This window comes from Frankia sp. QA3 (assembly GCF_000262465.1).
GTDB lineage: Bacteria > Actinomycetota > Actinomycetes > Frankiales > Frankiaceae > Frankia.
This window is the reverse complement of record NZ_CM001489.1, coordinates 6,344,262-6,362,544: the sequence shown is the minus strand read 5'-3', so window position 1 is coordinate 6,362,544 and position 18,283 is coordinate 6,344,262. Positions and strand designations below refer to the sequence as shown.

Sequence of the window (18,283 nt, the reverse complement as noted above, 5' to 3'; positions counted from 1 at the left end):
CACCACAGCCACCCACCCCCGCCGCCCCGCCCCGACCCCGGACGCTGCCGCCTCGTCGCACCTCCAGCGGCCGCCTCCCCCGCTTATCCAGAGGGATAAATCGGACACCAAAGCCTCCGGATCAGCAAGGAAGGGCCGGGGCTCGGGGTCCGGTCAGGGCTCGGGGGTGGTCAGGGGGGTGGCCAGCGGACCGGCTCCGGGCCGGTCAGCGCCTGGCGGAGCCTCTCGACCAGTGGGCCGTCCGCCGGCATCCAGCGGACGTCGTCGAGCTCGGCGGCGGCCAGCCAGCGCAGCTCGTCATGATCGAGCAGGCGGGGGCTGCGCCCGGTCACCCGCCCGAACCAGACCCGCAGGATCCACCCCGGGCTCGCCAGGCCCACCTCGCCCAGCGGCGGGCCGACCTCGATCTCGACGTCGAGCTCCTCGCGGCACTCCCGCACGAGCGCGTCGAGCTCGTCCTCGCCCGGCTCGACCTTGCCGCCGGGGAACTCCCACATGCCGGCGTAGGCCGGCGGCTCCCGGCGCCGGGCGGCCAGCACCCGGCGCTCGTCGTCGAGGAGGGCGACCGCGACGACCACCCGGCCCCGCGCCGCAGCCGGCACGGCCGGCGCGCCGGCGTCGGTCTGATCCCCGGACGTTGCGCCCCGTTCCGGCGGGGTAGGAGCGCCGGCACGCGGGCCGCCCACATCCGCATTCATGGTGCCGGACTCTCCCAGACTCCGGCCGCCGACGGATCGGATACCAGCGGTTCGGGTCGGATGGCCCGTTCGGGCCACCTGACAGCAGTCGACCTGGTGCGGGAGCTGCGACGGCGACGGATCGAATCCCGGTCCGGCGCGCCGCCGCGGCGACCATCCCACGAGCGGCTAGGCACACAGCGAGTCGACCCCGGCCCGTGGTCGCCGGACCGCCGGGCCCGAAGACGGAGGGCAGCAGCATGCCGACCAAACTGGACAGCGCCGAGGTCGCGGACGCCCTGGCGTCGCTTCCCGGCTGGCTCGGCGACGCCGACCGCATCCAACTGCAGATCATGGTCGACGGCGACGAGGCCGACGCGATCATCGCCGAGGTGATGCGTGCCGCCGACGAGATGGATCACCACCCGGTGATCGACCGCGGCCCGGGGACCACGACGTTCACGGTCTGGACGCACTCCGTCGGCGGCGTCACCGAGCTGGACGTCGCCCTGGCCCGGAAGATCTCCCAGATCCTCTACTCGGCGGGCGTGTCGTACTGACTGATCCGTTCTGCGGCAGGATCACCCCAGGCGGACGACGGAGGTGATCGCGGGCTGTGGGCGCGCAGGCGGCGGCGGAGATCCGCGCCGGCGGCCGGTTCGGCCGGCTCCCGGCCGGCGCGGACCTCCCCCGCGCCGGGACGCTGCGCCTTGGCCCGCTGCCGCCCGGCTTCAGGCTGCCCGCGGTGGCGCTCAGCCACGCGGCGAGCGGGCTCGGGCCGTCGTGCTTCGACATCGACCGCGGCGAATGGCATCGCGTCCTGGCCACCCCGCAGGCCGGGCCGCTGACCGTCACCGTCCGCGAGGCCACGACCCGCACCGTCCCGGCCCCCACCGCCCTGGGCTCCACCGCCCTGGGTCCCACCGTCCCTGACTCCACCGCCCCGGACCCCACCGCCCCGGCGATCCGCGGCGGGCCGCGCGGCGGGGCGCCGGGCGACGCGCTGCCGGGTGGCGTCGGTCCGCATCTGGTCGTCAGCTGGGGGCGGACGGCCGGCGGTGACGCCGACCGGGAGGCAATCTACCGCCAGGTGCGGCACTCGCTCGCCCTCGACGACGACCTCGCCGACCTGTACGCGGCGCTGGCCGGCGAGCCGGACCTCGCCTGGATCGCGGCCGGCGGCCATGGCCGGCTGCTGCGTTCCCCGAGTATCTGGGAGGACCTGGTCCGCGCACTCGCCGCGACGAACGCCGCGCTGGCCCGGACCCGGTCGATGCTCGCCGCGCTGGTGGAACTGTTCGGCGGGCGCGGCCCGGCCGGGGAACGGGCGTTCCCGGACGCGGCGGCGGTCGCTCGCGGCGTCGCCGAGCGTGGCCCCGAGATCCTGCGCGACCGGGCAGGCTGGGGCTACCGTGCCGGGTCGCTGGCCATCCTCGCCCAGCGCATCGACGCCGGCACCCTCGACGTCGAACGCTGGTGGGACCGGGGCCCGCGCGGCCCGCGCGACGACGAGGTCGCCGCAGAGATTCGCGCCCTTTCCGGCTTCGGCCCCTTCAGCGCCGACGGGCTGCTCGGCCTGCTCGGCCGCCCGCGCGGGCTTGCCCTCGACGCCTGGGCCAAAGCCCGCGTCGGCGAACTCGTGGGCCTGCCCGGCCCGGCGGGCGAGCGGGAGATCCGCGCCCGCTACGCCCGCTTCGGCCGCTGGGCCGGCACGGTGTGCTGGCTAGAGATCACCAGAGGGTGGGCGGAACGCTGAACGAGCCGTCCGGCCCCGGCGGGAACGGAACGACCGCCGCGACCGCTCCGGCGTCGATCGGCCCGTACAGGTGCGGGAAGAGCTCCCCCGTCGCCGGCTCGTCGACGGTCACGGGCACGGTCCCCGACGGCGGCGTGCTGTCAGGTGGCTGCGCGGTGCCCGCGGCCGGCGTCGTGCCGCCGCCCGTGGCGGGCTGCGCCGGCGCGGGAGCGGCGGGCGGCTCCCAGCGCAGGGAGGCGGTGAGCCGCTCCGGGTCGACGACGACGAGTAGCAGATCGTCGCGGCCGGCGTAGAACCGGTTGGCGGTGGCGACGACCTGCGCCGGGGTGGAGAAGTGGATGAATCCCTCGGTGCCGAGGCTCGCCGGCCGATACCCGGCCGCCCCGACCGACCACGCGGCCCGCCCGACCAGATGACAGATCACCCGATCGTCCCGCGCCTGCTCGTCGCCGTCCGCCACGTCCACCCGCCCTCTCCCGCATCCAGCCAACGCCGGAATCCGGCCGGCCCCGGACCCGGCCAGCCCCGGACCGGTCGGCGTCCCGCGGCAGTTTTGTACCCCGCGGGAGCGGGCGCTGCGCACGGATCGCCCGTCTCACCGCCCGTCCGGGCCGGCCATGTTGAGCCGCCCGTGCCAACCCCGGAGCACGGACGCAGCACGAAGGGCAGACCGGACACGAAGGGCAGACCGGGCACGAAGCGCGGATCGCCCACCCGCGGCGTCCGGCCGGCCTCGCGGCGTACGCGGACTCCGCCCTCGTCCGCCTTCGTTCACCGGCTTGGGGACAGCGGTGCCCTGCCCGTCCCGGCCAGCCCGGTCTAGTCCCGCCAGCCGGCCGCGTTGCTGGCGGATTCCCTGGAGATGCCCGAACCGGTGTCCGGCCAGCCTCCGAACCGCTCCCGGTGCAGGTGGGCGAAGAAATAGCACATCCGTTCGCACTCGGCGTCGAGTATCGCCGCGGCGGGGTCGGCGCTCACGGCCTCGTAGAACTCGCGGCCGAGGGCGACGATGAAGCCCCGGCAGTACAGGAACCCGTCGTCCGAGCCGTCGGTCGCCTCGTGGATGTCGGACCGGTCGATCTCGTAGAGCTTTCGTTCGACCACCCGGTCGAGGTCGGCCAGGTCCTGGCTTGACGCCTGCGCGCAGAGGTCGCGAAGGTTGTCAAGGAACGGATCAAGGAACGGATCAAGCCAGTCGCCCACGGTGCACAGGTCCGTGTCGCCGGATCCGGGCGTCCGCTCGACTAGGGCCCGGCGCAGTGCCGCCGGCTCGGCGCCCAGGCTTTCCCAGGCCGACTCGACAAGCGCCCAGAACCGGGCCTCATCGGCCCTGGTCGGCCGCCTCCCGACATTGCCGGTGGTATCGGTCACCGACGGATCGTAGCGATGAGGGTCGACGCAGGCTCACGCCGCCGCAGTCCCCGCGGTCAGCGTCGGGAGGAGGTTGACTCAGGGGGGTCGGCCGTCGACCTGCAGAAGGACCGACCGGTCAGACGTTGAAGCGGAACTCGACGACGTCGCCGTCGGCCATGACGTAGTCCTTGCCCTCCATGCGGACCTTGCCGGCGGCGCGGGCGGCGACCATCGAACCGGCGGCGATGAGCGCGCCGAAGGAGACGATCTCGGCCTTGATGAAGCCGCGCTGGAAGTCGGTGTGGATGGCGCCGGCGGCCTCGGGGGCGGTCGCGCCGGCCCTGATCGTCCAGGCGCGCGATTCCTTCGGCCCGGCGGTGAGGAAGGTCTGCAGGCCGAGGGTGTGGAAGCCGATCCGGGCGAGCTGGGCCAGGCCGCTCTCCCCCTGGCCGAGGGAGGCCAGCAGCTCGGCGGCGTCGGCGTCGTCCAGCTCGGCGAGCTCGGCCTCGACCTTGGCGCACAGCACGATCGCGTCCGCGGGCGCGACCGACTCGACGAGCTCCTTGTGCCGGCCGGGGTCGGCGAGGACGTCCTCGTCGACGTTGAACACGTACAGGAACGGCTTGGCGGTGAGCAGGAACAGCTCGCGCAGCGCGTCGCGGTCGATCTTCGGCTCGGAGGAGATGGTGCGGCCGGCGTCGAGGACCTCGCGGGCGGCCTTCACCGCGGCGAGCAGCGGCTGCTTCGCCTTGTCCGCGCGGGCCTCCTTCTCCAGCTTGGGCAGCCGGGCGTCGAGGGTCTGCAGGTCGGCGAGGATCAGCTCGGTGTTGATCGTCTCGATGTCGTCAGCCGGGTCGACCTTGCCCTCGACGTGCACGACGTCGGGGTCGGAGAACACCCGGACGACCTGGCAGACCGCGTCGGACTCGCGGATGTTCGCGAGGAAGCGGTTACCGAGGCCCTGGCCCTCCGACGCGCCGCGGACGAGGCCGGCGATGTCGACGAAGCTGACCGTCGCCGGCACCACGCGGGCGCTGTCGTACAGCTTCGCCAGCTCGTCGAGCCGCGGGTCGGGGACGCCGACGACGCCGACGTTCGGCTCGATCGTCGCGAACGGGTAGTTCGCGGCGAGCACCTCGTTGTGTGTCAGGGCGTTGAACAACGTGGACTTGCCGACGTTGGGCAGCCCGACGATACCGATCGACAAGCCCATGGCGGATCAGTCTACGGGCCGGCGCCGGAGCGGCCCGCCGCGCCCGGGACCCGGACCGGGTCGGCCGGGGCGCCACGCCGCCGACCGACTTGCCGCGAAACTGTCGGAGGGTCGTGATTGCCTTCGCGCTGTGGACACCACCAGCGCGTTGCTGACTCTCCTCGGGCTGGCTGTCGGGGCCGTGGGCGGCCTGTTCGCCGCCCGCCGGCTGGCCGATCCGCGCTATGCGGCGCTCGCGGCCGCGCATGCGACGGCCCAGCGCGAGCGGGACTCCGCCCGCGCGGCCGCCGCGGCGAGCGCCGAGCGCGCCCAGCTCGCCGAGTCGGACGTCTCCGGCCTGCGCACGGCGCTGGAGTACGAGCGCCGCGCCGCCGCCGAGCGGGTCGCCCTGGTCGAGCAGAGCCAGGAGCGGCTCGCCGAGAGCTTCCGGGCGCTGTCCGCGCAGGCGCTGGAGGGGGCGAGCCGCCAGCTCGTGGAGCTGGCCACCGCCCGGTTGGACGAGGCCGGCGCCCGCGCCCGCGGCGATCTCGACGCCCGCCGCGCGGCGGTGGAGGGCATCGTCACCCCGCTGCGCGACGCCCTGGGGCGGATGGAGAGCCGCCTGAACGAGCTGGAGACGGCCCGCACGGAGGCGTATGCGGCGCTCGTCGAGCAGGTGCGCTTCGCCCGCGAGGCGTCGGAGAGCCTGCGGTCCCAGACGGCGGCGCTGGTCACGGTCCTGCGCCGCCCGCAGGCCCGCGGGGCGTGGGGGGAGATGCAGCTACGCCGGGTCGCCGAGGTGGCCGGCATGCTCAACCGCTGCGACTTCACCGAGCAGATGACCGTCCAGGGCGACGACGGCCCGCTGCGGCCCGACATGGTGGTCCACCTCGCCGGCGGGCGCAACGTCGTCGTCGACGCGAAGGTCCCGCTGGCCGCCTTCCTCGACGCCGCCGAGAGCACCGACGAGGCCTACCGCGCCGGTCGGATGGCCGCCCACGCCCGGCACCTGCGCGCCCACGTCGACGGGCTCGGCGCCAAGTCGTACTGGCGGCGGCTGCCGTCCTCGCCGGAGTTCGTGGTGCTGTTCGTGCCCGCCGAGGCGTTCCTCGCCCCGGCGCTCGACCACGACCCGGGCCTGCTCGAGCACGCCGCCGCAAGGAAGGTCATCATCGCCACCCCGACCACGCTGATCGCGATGCTGCGGACCATCGCGCATGCCTGGACCCAGGAGGCGTTGACCGCACGGACCCGGGAGATCTTCGAGCTCGGCCGGGATCTCTACACACGCCTGGGCACGCTCGGCGAGCACGTCGACCGGCTCGGCCGCTCGCTGGGCCGGGCGGTCGGGGACTTCAACGCGACCGTCGGCTCGCTGGAGAGCCGGGTGCTCACCCCCGCCCGCCGGCTCGCGGCGATGGAGGTCGTCGAGGCGGCGCTGCCGAGCCCTACGCCCGTGCAGACCGGCGTGCGCCCGCTGTCCGCGGCCGAACTACTGGCCCGGCCCGAGCCGGCCGCGGCGACGGCGCCCGGCGGGCCGGGGGATGTCGGATATCGGACCTGGCCGGAAGTGGATGCGAGGACATCGGGGTCAAACAACCAGAAAGACAATGACTGGACGACGCAAAGCAGTGGTTCGACCACCGAAGGTTCCGACACGGGGGCCGATGCCGCGGTCTGATGCATCGTCCTGACGCATTCGAAATCCCCGGGCGGTACCTTGCGTTCGTGAGTGTGCCGCCACATCGGCAGTCAGCCGGGCCGCCGGGCAGATCCGCGCGCGCCGACAGGTTCGACGACCCGTATGTCCGCGGCTCGCGTGGCCGGACGAGTGCACCGCCGCCCACGCTGTTCACCGGGAGCAGGCGGGGCCTCACCGCGCTCGGCACCGGGATCATCGTGCTGGTTATCGGCGGCGTCGGCGCCCTCGTCGACTCCGTCGCCTTCGGCTCGCTGAAGTACGCGTTCGGCACGCTGTTCATCGGCGCCTGCGTGCTCGTCGCGGTACGGGTCCACACCGACGACCTGATCGGTGTCGTGATCATGCCGCCGCTGGTGTACGCGCTCGTCACGATCGGCGTCGGCTATCTTGATCCCTCCACCGGCGATGGCAGTTCCGGGCTGCGGAACAAGGCGATCGACATCGGCTCGGAGATGATCCTGCACGCGCCGATCCTGCTGGCGGCCTTCCTGCTGGTCGCCCTCATCGCGGTTTTCCGTGGCCGGCGCGCGCAGATCGCCCGGCGGGAGCGGCAGCGCTCCCTCGCGCAGTCGGGCGCCGAGCGCCGCCGGCGTCCCGGCCACTAGCCACCCCGGCATCCGCAAAGGCTGCCAGCGTCACGAGAACACGCCCGGCGAGTTCGCGCGGACTGCCCGCCGAAGAGCTCCCCAGCGGCCGCGCACCGGCCCTCTGCCGGGTCCCCGGCGGCGTCCCGCCAGCAGCCACAAGCGGCAGCCACAAGCGGCGTCCACAAGCGGCTTCGACCAACGGCGTCGACCAACGGCTGGGGTGCTGGTCCCGGCGCCGCGGCCACCACGGACCACAGCGCCTGATCGTGTACAGGTAGTGTCACAGGACGGTAACGTTGACGAAGGGAGGCTCCATGGGAGCGATCTCTTCGTGGTGGGATCGGTGCCGCTGCGGCCATAGCCGCGACCTGCACCGGCACTATCGCAAGGGCCATGACTGCGCGCGCTGCGACTGCCGGGCCTTCACCCGGATCCGGCCTCGCCGCTCCGGCGGCGACCCCACGTCCTGACCTTCCCGGAGTCCCCATCCGGCGTCAGGAGACATCCCGGGCGGAAACCGGCGGGCCGCGCCACCCCGACAGCCCGGGCCCGCGACACGGAAACCCGAACCGCGGCACGGCGGCCCGAACCCCGTCGCGCAAGCCCGAAACGCCGCCGCCCAAGCCCAGAATCACAGCGCGGCAGTCGGGACCCACAGCGCAGGAGTCCGCAACCGGGCGCGGTAGTCCGAACCCATCGCGTGGCGGCCACGCCGACCAGCCTCTGGCCCGCTGGCGGCCCGCACCAGGCCTGGCGCGGGCCGCGCCAGGCGGTCACCGGATGCCCCAGTCGCAACTCCCGCACCACATCCGCGCCCCCGGCGATCCACTGATTGCGCGACGACACCTCGCGGAAAAGTTCTGTTTTCTTAATCAGCACAATGATGACGAACGCTGACAGCCGGCCGGCAAGGTACTCGCGTTCCGGGTTCGCCGGCTATTGGGGCCACTCGTGCTACATTCCATGCCGCATCACGGACTCACTCCTCGGACGCACTTCCGCGCAATTACCCGATGCCGCGGTCCATGCCCGCGGCGTTCGCAGGGAGGCCCGCTTGTCGTTCGCTCCGCCCGAACCGCTCGGCGAGCGGGACGCGCGCGGCGCCGTGCTCGGACCGCGATGACGCTCGGTCTACGGACAGCCCGGCGCGGGCAGATGATCCCGGTCCTGCGCTACCGCTCGCTCGACCCCCACACCACCCGGGGCGCACCGCGCCGGCCCATGCCGTTCCCGACCTTCGCGCGGCACTGCCGCCTGATCGCCGCGTCCGGCCGCCACCCGATGACGGTGTCCGGGTACGTCGCCTCCCTCGGCGTCGCCTCCGTCCCGAAGAATCCGGTCGTCATCACCTTTGACGACGGCGGCGCGGTAACAATGAACGCGCTGCGCCGCCTGGCCGAGTGGGGGCTGACGGCAACGGTGTTCGTGACCAGTTCACGCGTCGGCGATCCGGGCTATTTCAATCGGGCTGACCTACATCGCATCCGCGGTCTGGGAATCGAGATCGGCGGGTCCGGACACACCGGTCGACCGCTCAACGAGCTGGCCCGCATGGACGTGATCGCGGAGCTGACCCTGTCCCGGCGCCGCCTCGCCGTCGCGATCGGGGACGAGCCGCGCACGTTCGCCTACCCCGGCGGCGGCTACGACCTGTCCGTCCGCCAGTTGGTGATCTCCGCCGGGTACAGCTCGGCCTGCGCGGTGCGCGACGAGCTGTCCCATCCCACCGACGACCGCTTCGCCCTGGCCCGTCTGACGGTCGACGCGACGACGCCGGACAGCCGGCTGCTCGCCTGGCTGGAGGGGGTCGGCCGGTCGGAGCCGCATCCGGTGCTGCCGCGGGACCGTGCCTTCCGGTTTCGCCGCGTGGCCCGCTCATCCGGCCCGTTCCGCCCCCGCCTCGGACGCTCCGAGCCCCGGCCACCCGGCCCCGCCGCGGGCCCGGGCCCCGGCGGGCCAGGGGGTGGGAGGAGCACCGCCGACGCCGCCACGGCCGGTGTCGGTGCCGAGGCCCAGGCGGTCCCGTCGGCAACGACGCGGGAGGGCGAAACGTCGTCGAGGCCGGTTCCGCCCACGGCGCAGCCCAGCACTGCGCTCACGACGCCGACCGGGCCACCGGACTTGCTCGTCTAATCGCGGGCCGCGGAGGCGGTGGGACCGGTGGCGGCGAGGCCGCGGGCAGTCGGGGAGAGCTCCACGGCGTCCCGCGGCGGGTCCGTGCGCAGGGCCAGATCCCCGAGGGGGCTGGTCACGCCGAGCCAGTAGCGCTCGTTGCGGTAGTGGTGCAGCCGGTGGCCGCGCCACAGCCGCCGGTAGTACGCCGTCCGCGGCGGGACCCGGGTGTGAATGAGGAAGTGCGTCCAGTCGTAGGCGAGCACGCCGACGCCCGCGCACAGCGCCGCAGTCGCCGCCGAGGGCGGTCCGAGCAGCGCCGGCAGGGCCGCCACGGCCGTCCCGGTGATGACCTCGCGGGGGCGCAGGAACATCGTGTCGAGGTCGGTCGGGTCACGGTGGTGCTGCTCGTGGCCGTACCCGGCGAGCTGGTAGCCGACGGCGCCCAGCCGGCTGGCCGGGCGGGCGTGCAGCAGCAGGCGGTGCACGCCCCATTCGACGAATGGCTGGGCGACGGCGGCGGCGACGGCCACGCGGGTGTCCCGCGCCCGCCACGGCCCGCGGGCCGCGCGCACGGCGGCGAGCGTCCCCACACAGCCGAGCAGGACGGGCGGGCGGGGATGGGCGAGGAACCGGCGCGCGGCCGCCGCCAGCGTGCGGACCTCCGCCGCGCTGCCATGCGGCCCAGGCCGGTCGAGCCGGACGAACAACGCCGCGGGAGACAGCCGCGCCACGCGATCGCCTCCCCGCAGTGAGATCAGAACGGAACGGTGGAGTACGCCTGCAGCTTGGTGAGCTGGTGCTGGCTGTCGACCCGGCGGATCGTGCCCGAGCGGGACCGCATCACCAGCGACGACGTGTTGGCACCGCCTGGGCGGTACCGTACCCCTGCCAGCAGCTCACCATCTGTGATCCCGGTCGCGACGAAGAAGACGTTGTCGCTGGCCACCAGGTCCCGCGTGGACAGCACCCGGTCCGGGTCGTGCCCAAGCGCGACGACCTTGTTCCGCTCGGCCTCGTCCTTCGGCCACAGCCGGCCCTGGATCACCCCACCGAGACAGGTCACCGCGCAGGCGGTGATGATCCCCTCCGGCGTGCCGCCGACGCCGAGGAGCAGGTCGACGCCGGTGTCGGCGGACGCGGCCATCACGGCGCCGGCGACGTCACCGTCGGAGATGAGCTTCACCCGAGCGCCGGCGGCGCGGATCTGCTCGACGAGCTCGGCGTGCCGCGGGCGGTCCAGGACGACCACGGTGACGTCGCGCGGGTGGATCGCCTTCGCCTTCGCCACGGCCCGGATGTTGTCCTCGACGGAGGCGGTGATGTCGACGACGCCGGCCGCCTCCGGCCCGGTGACCAGCTTCTCCATGTAGAAGCAGGCGCTCGCGTCGTACATCGAGCCGCGCTCGCTGACCGCCATGACGGACACGGCGTTGTTCATGCCCTTGGAGGTGAGGGTGGTGCCGTCGACGGGGTCGACGGCGACGTCGCACTCCGGACCCTCACCCGAGCCGACCTGCTCCCCGTTGAACAGCATCGGGGCCTCGTCCTTCTCCCCCTCGCCGATGACGACGACGCCGCGCATCGACACGGTGCCGACGAGCCGGCGCATCGCGTCGACGGCGGCCCCGTCGGCGCCGTTCTTGTCGCCGCGGCCGACCCAGCGCGCCGCGGCGAGCGCCGCGGCCTCGGTCACGCGGACGAGTTCGAGGGCGAGGTTGCGGTCCGGGGCCTGCCCCTGCACGGCCAGCGTGTCGGGCACAGCCGAGGAGTCGGAGGACCTGGCGGCGAAGGCATCGGGAGCGGAAGGCACGGCCGTGAGCCTAGTTCGGCTACCCCGCAGGCGCCCGAGATACGCGGCCGGGTGACGGGCTAGGTACACCCCTGCCAACGTAGCCCGGAGCATCGATCATCGTCAGGCAAATCGACGCACCCGGACTGTCGTGCGCCTGACAGGCGAGAAGTCGAAAACTTGCGCGCAACCTTCCGGTGCATGCACGCGTCAAACGCTTCGATCGGGCGGCCGTCACGCGGAGGGGGCGTGACGGCCGCCCGACGACGTTCCGCCCCGTCCGCGGCACCCACTGTGGGCGAGATCCCGACCACACCGGTGCCGTAAGGGGCCGCCCGAACCGGTCCCGGCCCGTCATCGAGCCGCCGAGACCTGGAAGATGGGGGCGTGGCACAACGACAGCGACGCGGCCAGGAAACGATCAGGGACATGATCCTCTCCCTCGCCGTGGTCACGGCGGGCGTCTTGGTCTTCGTCATCTTCGGGATGCCGCGCGGCAGCGACGAGACGGCGGTCAAGGTCGTCGCGACGGCCGAGCCGATGGCGGCCTTCGCCCGGCAGACGCCCTACACCCCGCTCGCTCCCGCCGGGCTGCCCGGGTACTGGAAGTCGACCTCGCTGCGGCTGACCGGCCCCACCGGCAGCTCCGACGGCGGTGACATCGCCGAGGCGACGATCGGATACGTCGTCGACCGGCCCGACCACCGCACGTACGCCCGGCTGCGGGAGAGCAACGCGCCGAACGCGGTGCAGAAGCTGCTCGGCAACCGGCCGGCGCGCGCAACGGTGAACGTCAACGGGGTCCCCTGGGAGCAGCGCCCGGACGACGACGGCCATCTCGCGATCAGCCGGACCGACGAGGGCGTCACGGTGGTCATCGACGACGGCGGCGGGAAGGGCGGCGCGGCCCAGGCGGATCTGGTCGCCCTCGCCGAGTCGCTCCAGCCGGTCCAACCGGTCCAGCCCAGCGGCACCTGACGACCCGCGGGACCGTCCGCGCGGGAGACCGAGCGCAACGCCGAGAGCGATGCGGACTCCGAGGATCCCGACCGACGGCCCCTGCCGGCGCGCGACAAAATAACCGAAAGCGCCTAAATCGCCAAACGCGGGAAGCGCGTCCCGAATTCCGTACCGAAAGGCCCATAGTCCGGGGCGAAATGCCCGAAATTGGCGCCAAATGACCCGAAGTCGGCGCCAGGCGGGACCCGCTCCACGGTGCTGGCTACCCGGACCCGTGGGCCCGGGTAGCCAGCACCGCCGAAATGATCGCCGCGGCGGCGGCCGGACCTCGGCTACCTCAGTGCTGGCTGGCGCCGGCGGCGACGGGAGGCCGCCCGGGCGGCGCGGGATGGCCGCCGTGGGATCCGTGCGAGCCATCCCAGGCGGTGGCCGCCGGGATGAGCACCGCCAGACCGAGGATGAGACCGGCCGCGCGCCGCAGCAGCGGCCCGCCGGCCGGGGTGCGCCGGTTGACCCGGCCACCCCGGCCGCCCTGATCTGTGGGGCTGGCACCGCGAGACGCCGTGCCGGCGAGGTCGTGCCGCAGCAGGACAGGACCTCCCGGGGAGGCGGGGGGAACCCGCTCCCGGGAGCGACCACCGACGGCCGGGCGTCGGAGCGACGGACGTGCGCCGGGCATGTGGTGTACCTCCGGACCGCCCGAAGCGGACGGGCGGTCAGCCGAGTGGGGCCCGCGCATTCGCGGACCACCACCAATCTGGAACGTCCTGCAGCGACCTTGTACTATGGATCTCCGCCAAGCCAACCCGCTTCGGCGACGATTGTCGCCTGATTGATATCACGTCGTGCTGACGGAGTGCGGCATTTCCGGCTCCGCGTGGCGCCCGGCGCGGCGCCGGATCCGGTCGGGAATACTTGTGACACGCCGCGTTGAATTGCGCCTGAGTCGCGCGCGGGCACGAGGCGTCACGATCGGGCCATGGCAGCGCATTGGCCGGAAATTGGGTGAGCGGGGGCGCGGAGGTGGCGATGTCTGAAAGTCCTGGATCCACGACGTTCGGCGACTCTCCCGGCAACGGGCGGGCCGCGCGACCGAGCCCGAACGCACCGGAACCGCCGGCCCTCCCCGGCCCGCCGGCCGCGGGCGGCAAGCGGTCCGGCGGCGGCCCGCCGGCAGGGCCGACGGTCAGCTACGAGACCGCCCGCGCCGAGCTGGAGGAGGTCGTCCGCCAGCTCGAGGCGGGCGGGGTGACGCTGGAGCAGTCGCTGGCGCTGTGGGAGCGCGGCGAGGAGCTGGCCCGAACCTGCCAGGCCCTGCTCGACGGCGCTCGCGCCCGGCTCGCCGCCGCCGACTCCACCCGCCCCGCCTGACGCCCGCACCGGCCGCCCGCACCGGCCGCCGGGCCGAACGTCGTCCCGCCGGACACCTCTGCCGGGTGCGTCCGCGGGCCGAACGTCGTCCCGCCGGGTAGCGGACCGTCCGCCGGGCGGAGGCGGTTCAGTCCTCGGTGACCGCGGCCCCGAGCGAACCGCCCGCCACCCGGATGGCGAGCAGCTCGCCCTTTCCGACCTCCGCGGGGTCGCGCACGACCGCGCCGTCCGCCGCGCGCTGCACGACGGCATACCCGCGGTCGAGGGTCGCTGCCGGGGACAGTGCCCGCACCCGGGCGCGGGTGGCGACCAGATCGCGCGCCGTCACGTCCAGCGCGTGGTGCACGCAGCGCCGGGAGCGGGCCAGCAGGGCGGCGACGTCGTCCGCGCGCCGGGCGAGGTCGCGGGCGGGCGCCGCGAGGACCGGGCGGCCCCGCATGTCCGCGAGCCGGCGCTCCTCCCGGTCGAGCCGGTGCTCGACGACTCGGCGCGCGCGGGCCCGCAGCTGGGCGACCGCGACCGTCTGCTCGCCGACGTCGGGCACCACCCGCTTGGCGGCGTCCGTCGGGGTCGAGGCGCGCACGTCGGCGACGAAGTCGAGCAGCGGCGCGTCCTGCTCGTGTCCGATCGCCGACACGACCGGGGTGCGCGCGGCCACCACGGCGCGCAGCAGCGCCTCGTCGGAGAAGGGCAGCAGGTCCTCCAGCGACCCGCCGCCGCGGGCGATGACGATCACCTCGACCTCGGTCCTGCCGTCGAGCTCGCGCAGCGCGTCGATGACCTGGGACACCGCCAGGGGGCCTTGGACGGCCACCTCCCGCAGCACGATCCGCACCGCCGGCCAGCGTCGCCGCGCGTTCTCGACGACGTCACGCTCCGCGGCGCTGGCCCGCCCGGTGATCAACCCGACGGCCGCCGGCAGGAACGGCGGGCGCCGCTTGCGGGACGCCGCGAACAGGCCCTCCGCGGCCAGCGTGGCCTTGAGCTGCTCCAGCCGGGCCAGCAGGGCGCCGGCGCCGAGCGGGCGGATCTCCACCACCGCGAGGGCGAGGGTGCCGCGGCCGGGGTGGAAGGACGGCTTGCCCCACACGACGACCCGCGCGCCGTCCACGAGCGCGGGGCCGACGGCGTCACAGACCGCTCGCGGACAGGTGACCCGCAGCGACACGTCGGCGACGGGGTCCCTGAGGGTGAGGAAAACAGTGCCCATTCCGGGCCGGCGAACAAGCTGCGTGACCTGTCCCTCAACCCACACCCGGCCGAGCCGGTGGACCCAGTCGCCGAGGGCGCGCGAGACCGTGCGAACCGGCAAGGGCTGTTCGGGAGTCGAGGTCAGGGCCATTCGGGCACCGTAGCCGGCCCGTCCGACAGGGCTGGAACAGTCCGCGCGCCCGTGGCGGGAGCCGGACCGGGCGATGTCGCCAACAGGTGATGCATCGCCCGCGGCTCTTCCAGCAGGCCCCTCACCGCGTAGACTGCCCAGCATGGGCCGGGTCCTTCTTGCCAAGCCGCGCGGCTACTGCGCCGGTGTCGATCGAGCTGTCGTGACCGTGGAGAAGGCGCTGGAGCTCTACGGATCGCCGGTCTACGTACGCAAGCAGATCGTGCACAACCTCCACGTCGTACGGACGCTGGAGGCCAAGGGCGCGATCTTCGTTGACGAGACCGACGAGGTACCACAGGGCGCCACCGTGGTCTTCTCAGCGCACGGGGTCGCGCCGACCGTGCACGAGGAGGCCTCCTCGCGTCAACTGCGCACCATTGACGCAACCTGTCCGCTCGTCAGCAAGGTGCATTCCGAGGCGCGTCGGTTTGCCCGCGAGGATTACGACATCCTGCTCATCGGCCATGAGGGCCACGAGGAGGTCGTCGGCACCACTGGCCAGGCGCCTGACCGCATTCACCTGGTGGACGGTCCCGAGGATGCGGCCAAGGTGAAGGTGCGCGACCCGGAGCACGTCGCCTTCCTCTCCCAGACCACCCTCTCCGTCGACGAGACGCAGACGACCGTCAAGGCCCTGCGTGAGCGCTTCCCGCACCTGCAGGGTCCGCCGAGCGACGACATCTGCTACGCGACGCAGAACCGTCAGGTGGCCGTCAAGGAAATCTCCAGCGCCGTCGACCTCGTCATCGTCGTCGGCTCGCCGAACTCCTCGAACTCGGTGCGCCTCGTCGAGGTCGCGCTCGACGCCGGCGCCCCCGCCGCCCACCTCGTCGACGACTCCACCGAAGTCGACGCGAGCTGGCTCGAAGGCGTCGAGACCGTCGGCGTGACCAGCGGTGCCTCGGTCCCCGAGGAGCTCGTCACCGGCGTCATGGCCTGGCTCGCCGAGCGAGGCTTCAACGACGTCGAGGAGGTCACCTCCGCCGACGAGCACCTCCTGTTCGCCCTCCCGCCCGAGCTGCGCCGCGACATCCGCGCCCGCGAGCGCGAGACCGCCGCTTCCTGACCCACCGCGCCGCCCAGCAACGACGCCCACTGCCCCGCCCCGTGGCACCGACGCCACGCGGCAGGGTAGTGGGCGTCTCTCATTGCTGAAACTCGCACGGACCCCGACGCGGACGACCACCTCGGCCACCGTCCCCAGGAAAGCTCGCCGAAGGCGAGCTGACCGAGACCCGCACGGCGCCCAAGACCAGGCAGCGCCATGGACGCGGACGACCACCTCGGCCACCGTCCCCAGGAAAGCTCGCCGAAGGCGAGCTGACCGAGACCCGCACGGCGCCCAAGACCAGGGGCCCCATGAAGTGCCGAAGGCACTTCATGGGGAAAGGTGTGAGAGCTCCCATGCGCCAGTGCGGCGCGGGCACCAGTAGCCCGACATGTCCTAGGGTCGGCCCTGGGGCCGCTGTCCAGACGGCCTCTCGCCGGGCGGTGGGCACCGGCGTGCGGTGCTGGTCAGATGCAGGTCAACGGCGACGGAACATCGGGAGAACGGGCGCATGAGCGAGCAGGAATACCGCATCGAGCACGACAGCATGGGCGACGTCCGGGTGCCGGCATCGGCCCGGTGGCGGGCCCAGACGCAGCGGGCGGTGGAGAACTTTCCCGTCTCCGGCCAGCGGATCTCCCGCGCGCACATCCAGGCGCTCGCGCGGATCAAGGCGGCGGCGGCGACGGTGAACGCCAAGCTCGGGGTGCTCGACGCCGACATCGCCGAGGCGATCGCGGACGCGGCGGCCGAGGTGGCACGCGGCGACTGGGACGACCAGTTCCCCCTGGACGTGTTCCAGACCGGCAGCGGCACGTCGTCGAACATGAACACCAACGAGGTACTGGCGTCGCTGGCGTCCGAGCGGCTCGGCCGGGCGGTGCACCCGAACGACCACGTGAACGCGTCGCAGTCGTCGAACGACGTCTTCCCGTCGTCGATCCACGTGGCCGCGACCCAGGGGATCGTGCAGGAGCTGATCCCGGCGCTGGAGCACCTCGCCGCCTCGCTCGGCCGCAAGGAGACCGAGTTCGCGGATGTGGTGAAGTCCGGGCGGACGCACCTGATGGACGCGACTCCGGTGACGCTCGGTCAGGAGTTCGGCGGCTACGCCGCGGCGGTCCGCCTCGGCGTCGAGCGCCTGAACGTGGCCCTGCCGCGGGTCGGCGAGCTGCCGCTGGGCGGCACGGCCGTCGGCACCGGCATCAACACCCCGCCCGGCTTCTCCGCCGCGGTGATCGAGGAACTGGCCGCCAGCACGGGTCTGCCGCTGACCGAGGCGCGTAACCACTTCGAGGCGCAGGCGTCGCGCGACGGCCTGGTCGAGGCGTCCGGGGTGCTGCGGGTCGTCGCCATCTCGCTCTACAAGATTGCCAACGACCTGCGCTGGGCCTCATCGGGGCCGCGGGCCGGCCTCGGCGAGATTCACCTGCCGGACCTGCAGCCCGGCTCGTCGATCATGCCCGGCAAGGTGAACCCGGTCATCCCGGAAGCGGTCTGCCAGGTCGTCGCGCAGGTCGTCGGGAACGACGCGGCGGTCGCCTTCGGCGGTTCGGCCGGGAACTTCGAGCTCAACGTGATGCTGCCGGTGATCGCGCGCAACCTGCTGGAGTCGATCCACATCCTGTCCACGATCAGCCGGCTGCTCGCGGACCGCTGCGTCGACGGGATCGTCGCCAACGTCGAGCGCTGCCGCCGCTACGCCGAGTCCTCGCCGTCCATCGTGACGCCGCTGAACAAGTACATCGGGTACGAGGAGGCGGCCAAGGTGGCGAAGCTGTCCCTCGCCGAGGAGAAGACGATCCGCGAGGTGGTGATCGAGCGTGGCTACATCGAGGCCGGCAAGCTCACCGAGGCCCAGCTCGACGCCGCCCTCGACGTGCTCTCGATGACCCACCCGTAGGCGATCCACCCGGTAGGCGATCCACCCGGTAGGCGGCCCACCCGGTAGGCGGCCCACCCGGTAGGCGGCCCACCGGCGCCGGGCGGTGACGGCTCGGACCGCCGCCGGGGCCGGCCGGGCGGAGCTGTCGGTCTTCGGCCGGACCGGCCGGCTCCGGAGGGTCACTCCGGAGCCGGCGTCCGGCGCCACTCCCCCCGCCCGTCACCGCTCCCAGCGCACCTCCCGTAGCGGGTGGGCGTCCGTCCCGACAGCGGTGACGCAGCGGTGGCGCGGCGGGGGTCGTGGAAGACCCCCCAGACAGCCTCCACGACCCCCGCATGAGATCTAACGAGACGGCAGCCCGTTCGTTACGGGTGGCGGCGGCACGAATTTAGGACGGTCCCGCGGAGACCATCCGACTCCGCTACGCGCCCGACCCGCCGGGGCCCTGCACGGCAACGGCTCGG

General features: G+C 73.4%; 17 protein-coding genes. 9 read left to right on the top strand and 8 right to left on the bottom strand.

Annotated features, from left to right (window positions below; genetic code table 11):
- Positions 1 to 170 precede the first annotated feature (170 nt).
- Entirely contained in the window at positions 171 to 698 is a 528-nt protein-coding gene (locus FRAQA3DRAFT_RS26075) for a (deoxy)nucleoside triphosphate pyrophosphohydrolase (protein ID WP_009742046.1), read from the bottom strand.
- Positions 699 to 937: 239 nt separating this feature from the next.
- Between FRAQA3DRAFT_RS26075 and FRAQA3DRAFT_RS26070 the strand changes: the two genes are divergently transcribed.
- Both FRAQA3DRAFT_RS26070 and FRAQA3DRAFT_RS26065 read left to right on the top strand, forming a co-directional pair.
- A complete protein-coding gene (locus tag FRAQA3DRAFT_RS26070) occupies positions 938 to 1,237 on the top strand; it encodes a 4a-hydroxytetrahydrobiopterin dehydratase (RefSeq protein ID WP_009742045.1) in 300 nt (99 codons plus the stop codon).
- Positions 1,238 to 1,293: 56 nt separating this feature from the next.
- Positions 1,294 to 2,433 carry a hypothetical protein gene (locus FRAQA3DRAFT_RS26065; protein WP_009742044.1) on the top strand — a complete coding sequence of 380 codons (1,140 nt, stop codon included), beginning with the start codon at positions 1,294 to 1,296 and terminating at the stop codon, positions 2,431 to 2,433.
- Here FRAQA3DRAFT_RS26065 and FRAQA3DRAFT_RS26060 read toward each other — a convergent pair.
- The 3 genes from FRAQA3DRAFT_RS26060 to ychF all read right to left on the bottom strand — a co-directional run bounded on the left by FRAQA3DRAFT_RS26060 (position 2,408) and on the right by ychF (position 4,999).
- Positions 2,408 to 2,899 carry a DUF952 domain-containing protein gene (locus tag FRAQA3DRAFT_RS26060; protein ID WP_009742043.1) on the bottom strand — a complete coding sequence of 164 codons (492 nt, stop codon included), beginning with the start codon at positions 2,897 to 2,899 and terminating at the stop codon, positions 2,408 to 2,410. The genes FRAQA3DRAFT_RS26065 and FRAQA3DRAFT_RS26060 overlap by 26 nt on opposite strands.
- 353 nt (positions 2,900 to 3,252) lie before the next feature.
- Positions 3,253 to 3,804 (bottom strand): DUF4240 domain-containing protein, encoded by a 552-nt coding sequence (locus FRAQA3DRAFT_RS26055; protein WP_009742042.1) that lies wholly within the window; start codon positions 3,802 to 3,804, stop codon positions 3,253 to 3,255.
- 118 nt (positions 3,805 to 3,922) lie between these two features.
- The gene (gene ychF / locus FRAQA3DRAFT_RS26050; protein WP_009742041.1) at positions 3,923 to 4,999 is read right to left on the bottom strand and encodes a redox-regulated ATPase YchF; all 1,077 of its coding nucleotides are present in this window, start codon (positions 4,997 to 4,999) and stop codon (positions 3,923 to 3,925) included.
- Between the two features lie 130 nt (positions 5,000 to 5,129).
- On the opposite strand from ychF, the gene FRAQA3DRAFT_RS26045 reads away from it, so the two are divergent.
- From FRAQA3DRAFT_RS26045 to FRAQA3DRAFT_RS26035, 3 genes are all read left to right on the top strand, one after another.
- Positions 5,130 to 6,659, top strand: coding sequence for a DNA recombination protein RmuC (locus tag FRAQA3DRAFT_RS26045; RefSeq protein ID WP_009742040.1), 1,530 nt, complete (start codon positions 5,130 to 5,132; stop codon positions 6,657 to 6,659).
- Complete coding sequence (locus tag FRAQA3DRAFT_RS26040; RefSeq protein WP_009742039.1) at positions 6,659 to 7,285, top strand: DUF6542 domain-containing protein; 627 nt, start codon at positions 6,659 to 6,661, stop codon at positions 7,283 to 7,285. Before FRAQA3DRAFT_RS26045 ends, FRAQA3DRAFT_RS26040 begins: the two co-directional genes overlap by 1 nt.
- Positions 7,286 to 8,386: 1,101 nt before the next feature.
- The gene (locus FRAQA3DRAFT_RS26035; protein WP_009742038.1) at positions 8,387 to 9,400 is read left to right on the top strand and encodes a polysaccharide deacetylase family protein; all 1,014 of its coding nucleotides are present in this window, start codon (positions 8,387 to 8,389) and stop codon (positions 9,398 to 9,400) included.
- On the opposite strand, the gene FRAQA3DRAFT_RS26030 is transcribed toward FRAQA3DRAFT_RS26035, so the two are convergent.
- Together FRAQA3DRAFT_RS26030 and glpX are read right to left on the bottom strand one after the other, a co-directional pair.
- A complete protein-coding gene (locus FRAQA3DRAFT_RS26030; RefSeq protein ID WP_009742037.1) occupies positions 9,397 to 10,113 on the bottom strand; it encodes a sterol desaturase family protein in 717 nt (238 codons plus the stop codon). The genes FRAQA3DRAFT_RS26035 and FRAQA3DRAFT_RS26030 overlap by 4 nt on opposite strands.
- Positions 10,114 to 10,136: 23 nt before the next feature.
- Positions 10,137 to 11,192 carry a class II fructose-bisphosphatase gene (gene glpX, locus FRAQA3DRAFT_RS26025; RefSeq protein WP_009742036.1) on the bottom strand — a complete coding sequence of 352 codons (1,056 nt, stop codon included), beginning with the start codon at positions 11,190 to 11,192 and terminating at the stop codon, positions 10,137 to 10,139.
- Between the two features lie 408 nt (positions 11,193 to 11,600).
- On the opposite strand from glpX, the gene FRAQA3DRAFT_RS26020 reads away from it, so the two are divergent.
- On the top strand, positions 11,601 to 12,149 hold the full coding sequence (locus FRAQA3DRAFT_RS26020) for a DUF4245 domain-containing protein (protein WP_035921538.1): 549 nt from the start codon (positions 11,601 to 11,603) through the stop codon (positions 12,147 to 12,149).
- A 319-nt stretch (positions 12,150 to 12,468) separates the two neighbouring features.
- Here the strand turns inward: FRAQA3DRAFT_RS26020 and FRAQA3DRAFT_RS26015 are convergent, their stop codons facing one another.
- Positions 12,469 to 12,810, bottom strand: a complete 342-nt coding sequence (locus FRAQA3DRAFT_RS26015; RefSeq protein ID WP_009742034.1) for a hypothetical protein — start codon at positions 12,808 to 12,810, stop codon at positions 12,469 to 12,471.
- Positions 12,811 to 13,160: 350 nt separating this feature from the next.
- Between FRAQA3DRAFT_RS26015 and FRAQA3DRAFT_RS38975 the strand changes: the two genes are divergently transcribed.
- A complete protein-coding gene (locus tag FRAQA3DRAFT_RS38975) occupies positions 13,161 to 13,502 on the top strand; it encodes an exodeoxyribonuclease VII small subunit (RefSeq protein ID WP_009742033.1) in 342 nt (113 codons plus the stop codon).
- A 127-nt stretch (positions 13,503 to 13,629) separates the two neighbouring features.
- Here the strand turns inward: FRAQA3DRAFT_RS38975 and xseA are convergent, their stop codons facing one another.
- Positions 13,630 to 14,844, bottom strand: coding sequence for an exodeoxyribonuclease VII large subunit (xseA, locus tag FRAQA3DRAFT_RS26005; RefSeq protein WP_009742032.1), 1,215 nt, complete (start codon positions 14,842 to 14,844; stop codon positions 13,630 to 13,632).
- Between the two features lie 142 nt (positions 14,845 to 14,986).
- Between xseA and FRAQA3DRAFT_RS26000 the strand changes: the two genes are divergently transcribed.
- On the top strand, positions 14,987 to 15,952 hold the full coding sequence (locus tag FRAQA3DRAFT_RS26000) for a 4-hydroxy-3-methylbut-2-enyl diphosphate reductase (RefSeq protein WP_009742031.1): 966 nt from the start codon (positions 14,987 to 14,989) through the stop codon (positions 15,950 to 15,952).
- A gap of 493 nt (positions 15,953 to 16,445) precedes the next feature.
- Complete coding sequence (locus FRAQA3DRAFT_RS25995) at positions 16,446 to 17,837, top strand: class II fumarate hydratase (RefSeq protein WP_009742030.1); 1,392 nt, start codon at positions 16,446 to 16,448, stop codon at positions 17,835 to 17,837.
- Positions 17,838 to 18,283: the final 446 nt, after the last annotated feature.

Coding starts and splice junctions, on each gene's coding strand:
- FRAQA3DRAFT_RS26020 (WP_035921538.1), top strand. CDS start 11,601: ATGATCCTCTCCCTCGCCGTGGTCACGGCGGGCGTCTTGGTCTTCGTC.
- FRAQA3DRAFT_RS38975 (WP_009742033.1), top strand. CDS start 13,161: ATGTCTGAAAGTCCTGGATCCACGACGTTCGGCGACTCTCCCGGCAAC.
- xseA (WP_009742032.1), bottom strand. CDS start 14,844: ATGGCCCTGACCTCGACTCCCGAACAGCCCTTGCCGGTTCGCACGGTC.
- FRAQA3DRAFT_RS26040 (WP_009742039.1), top strand. CDS start 6,659: ATGCATCGTCCTGACGCATTCGAAATCCCCGGGCGGTACCTTGCGTTC.
- FRAQA3DRAFT_RS25995 (WP_009742030.1), top strand. CDS start 16,446: ATGAGCGAGCAGGAATACCGCATCGAGCACGACAGCATGGGCGACGTC.
- FRAQA3DRAFT_RS26000 (WP_009742031.1), top strand. CDS start 14,987: ATGGGCCGGGTCCTTCTTGCCAAGCCGCGCGGCTACTGCGCCGGTGTC.
- FRAQA3DRAFT_RS26015 (WP_009742034.1), bottom strand. CDS start 12,810: ATGCCCGGCGCACGTCCGTCGCTCCGACGCCCGGCCGTCGGTGGTCGC.
- ychF (WP_009742041.1), bottom strand. CDS start 4,999: ATGGGCTTGTCGATCGGTATCGTCGGGCTGCCCAACGTCGGCAAGTCC.
- FRAQA3DRAFT_RS26075 (WP_009742046.1), bottom strand. CDS start 698: ATGAATGCGGATGTGGGCGGCCCGCGTGCCGGCGCTCCTACCCCGCCG.
- FRAQA3DRAFT_RS26070 (WP_009742045.1), top strand. CDS start 938: ATGCCGACCAAACTGGACAGCGCCGAGGTCGCGGACGCCCTGGCGTCG.
- FRAQA3DRAFT_RS26035 (WP_009742038.1), top strand. CDS start 8,387: ATGACGCTCGGTCTACGGACAGCCCGGCGCGGGCAGATGATCCCGGTC.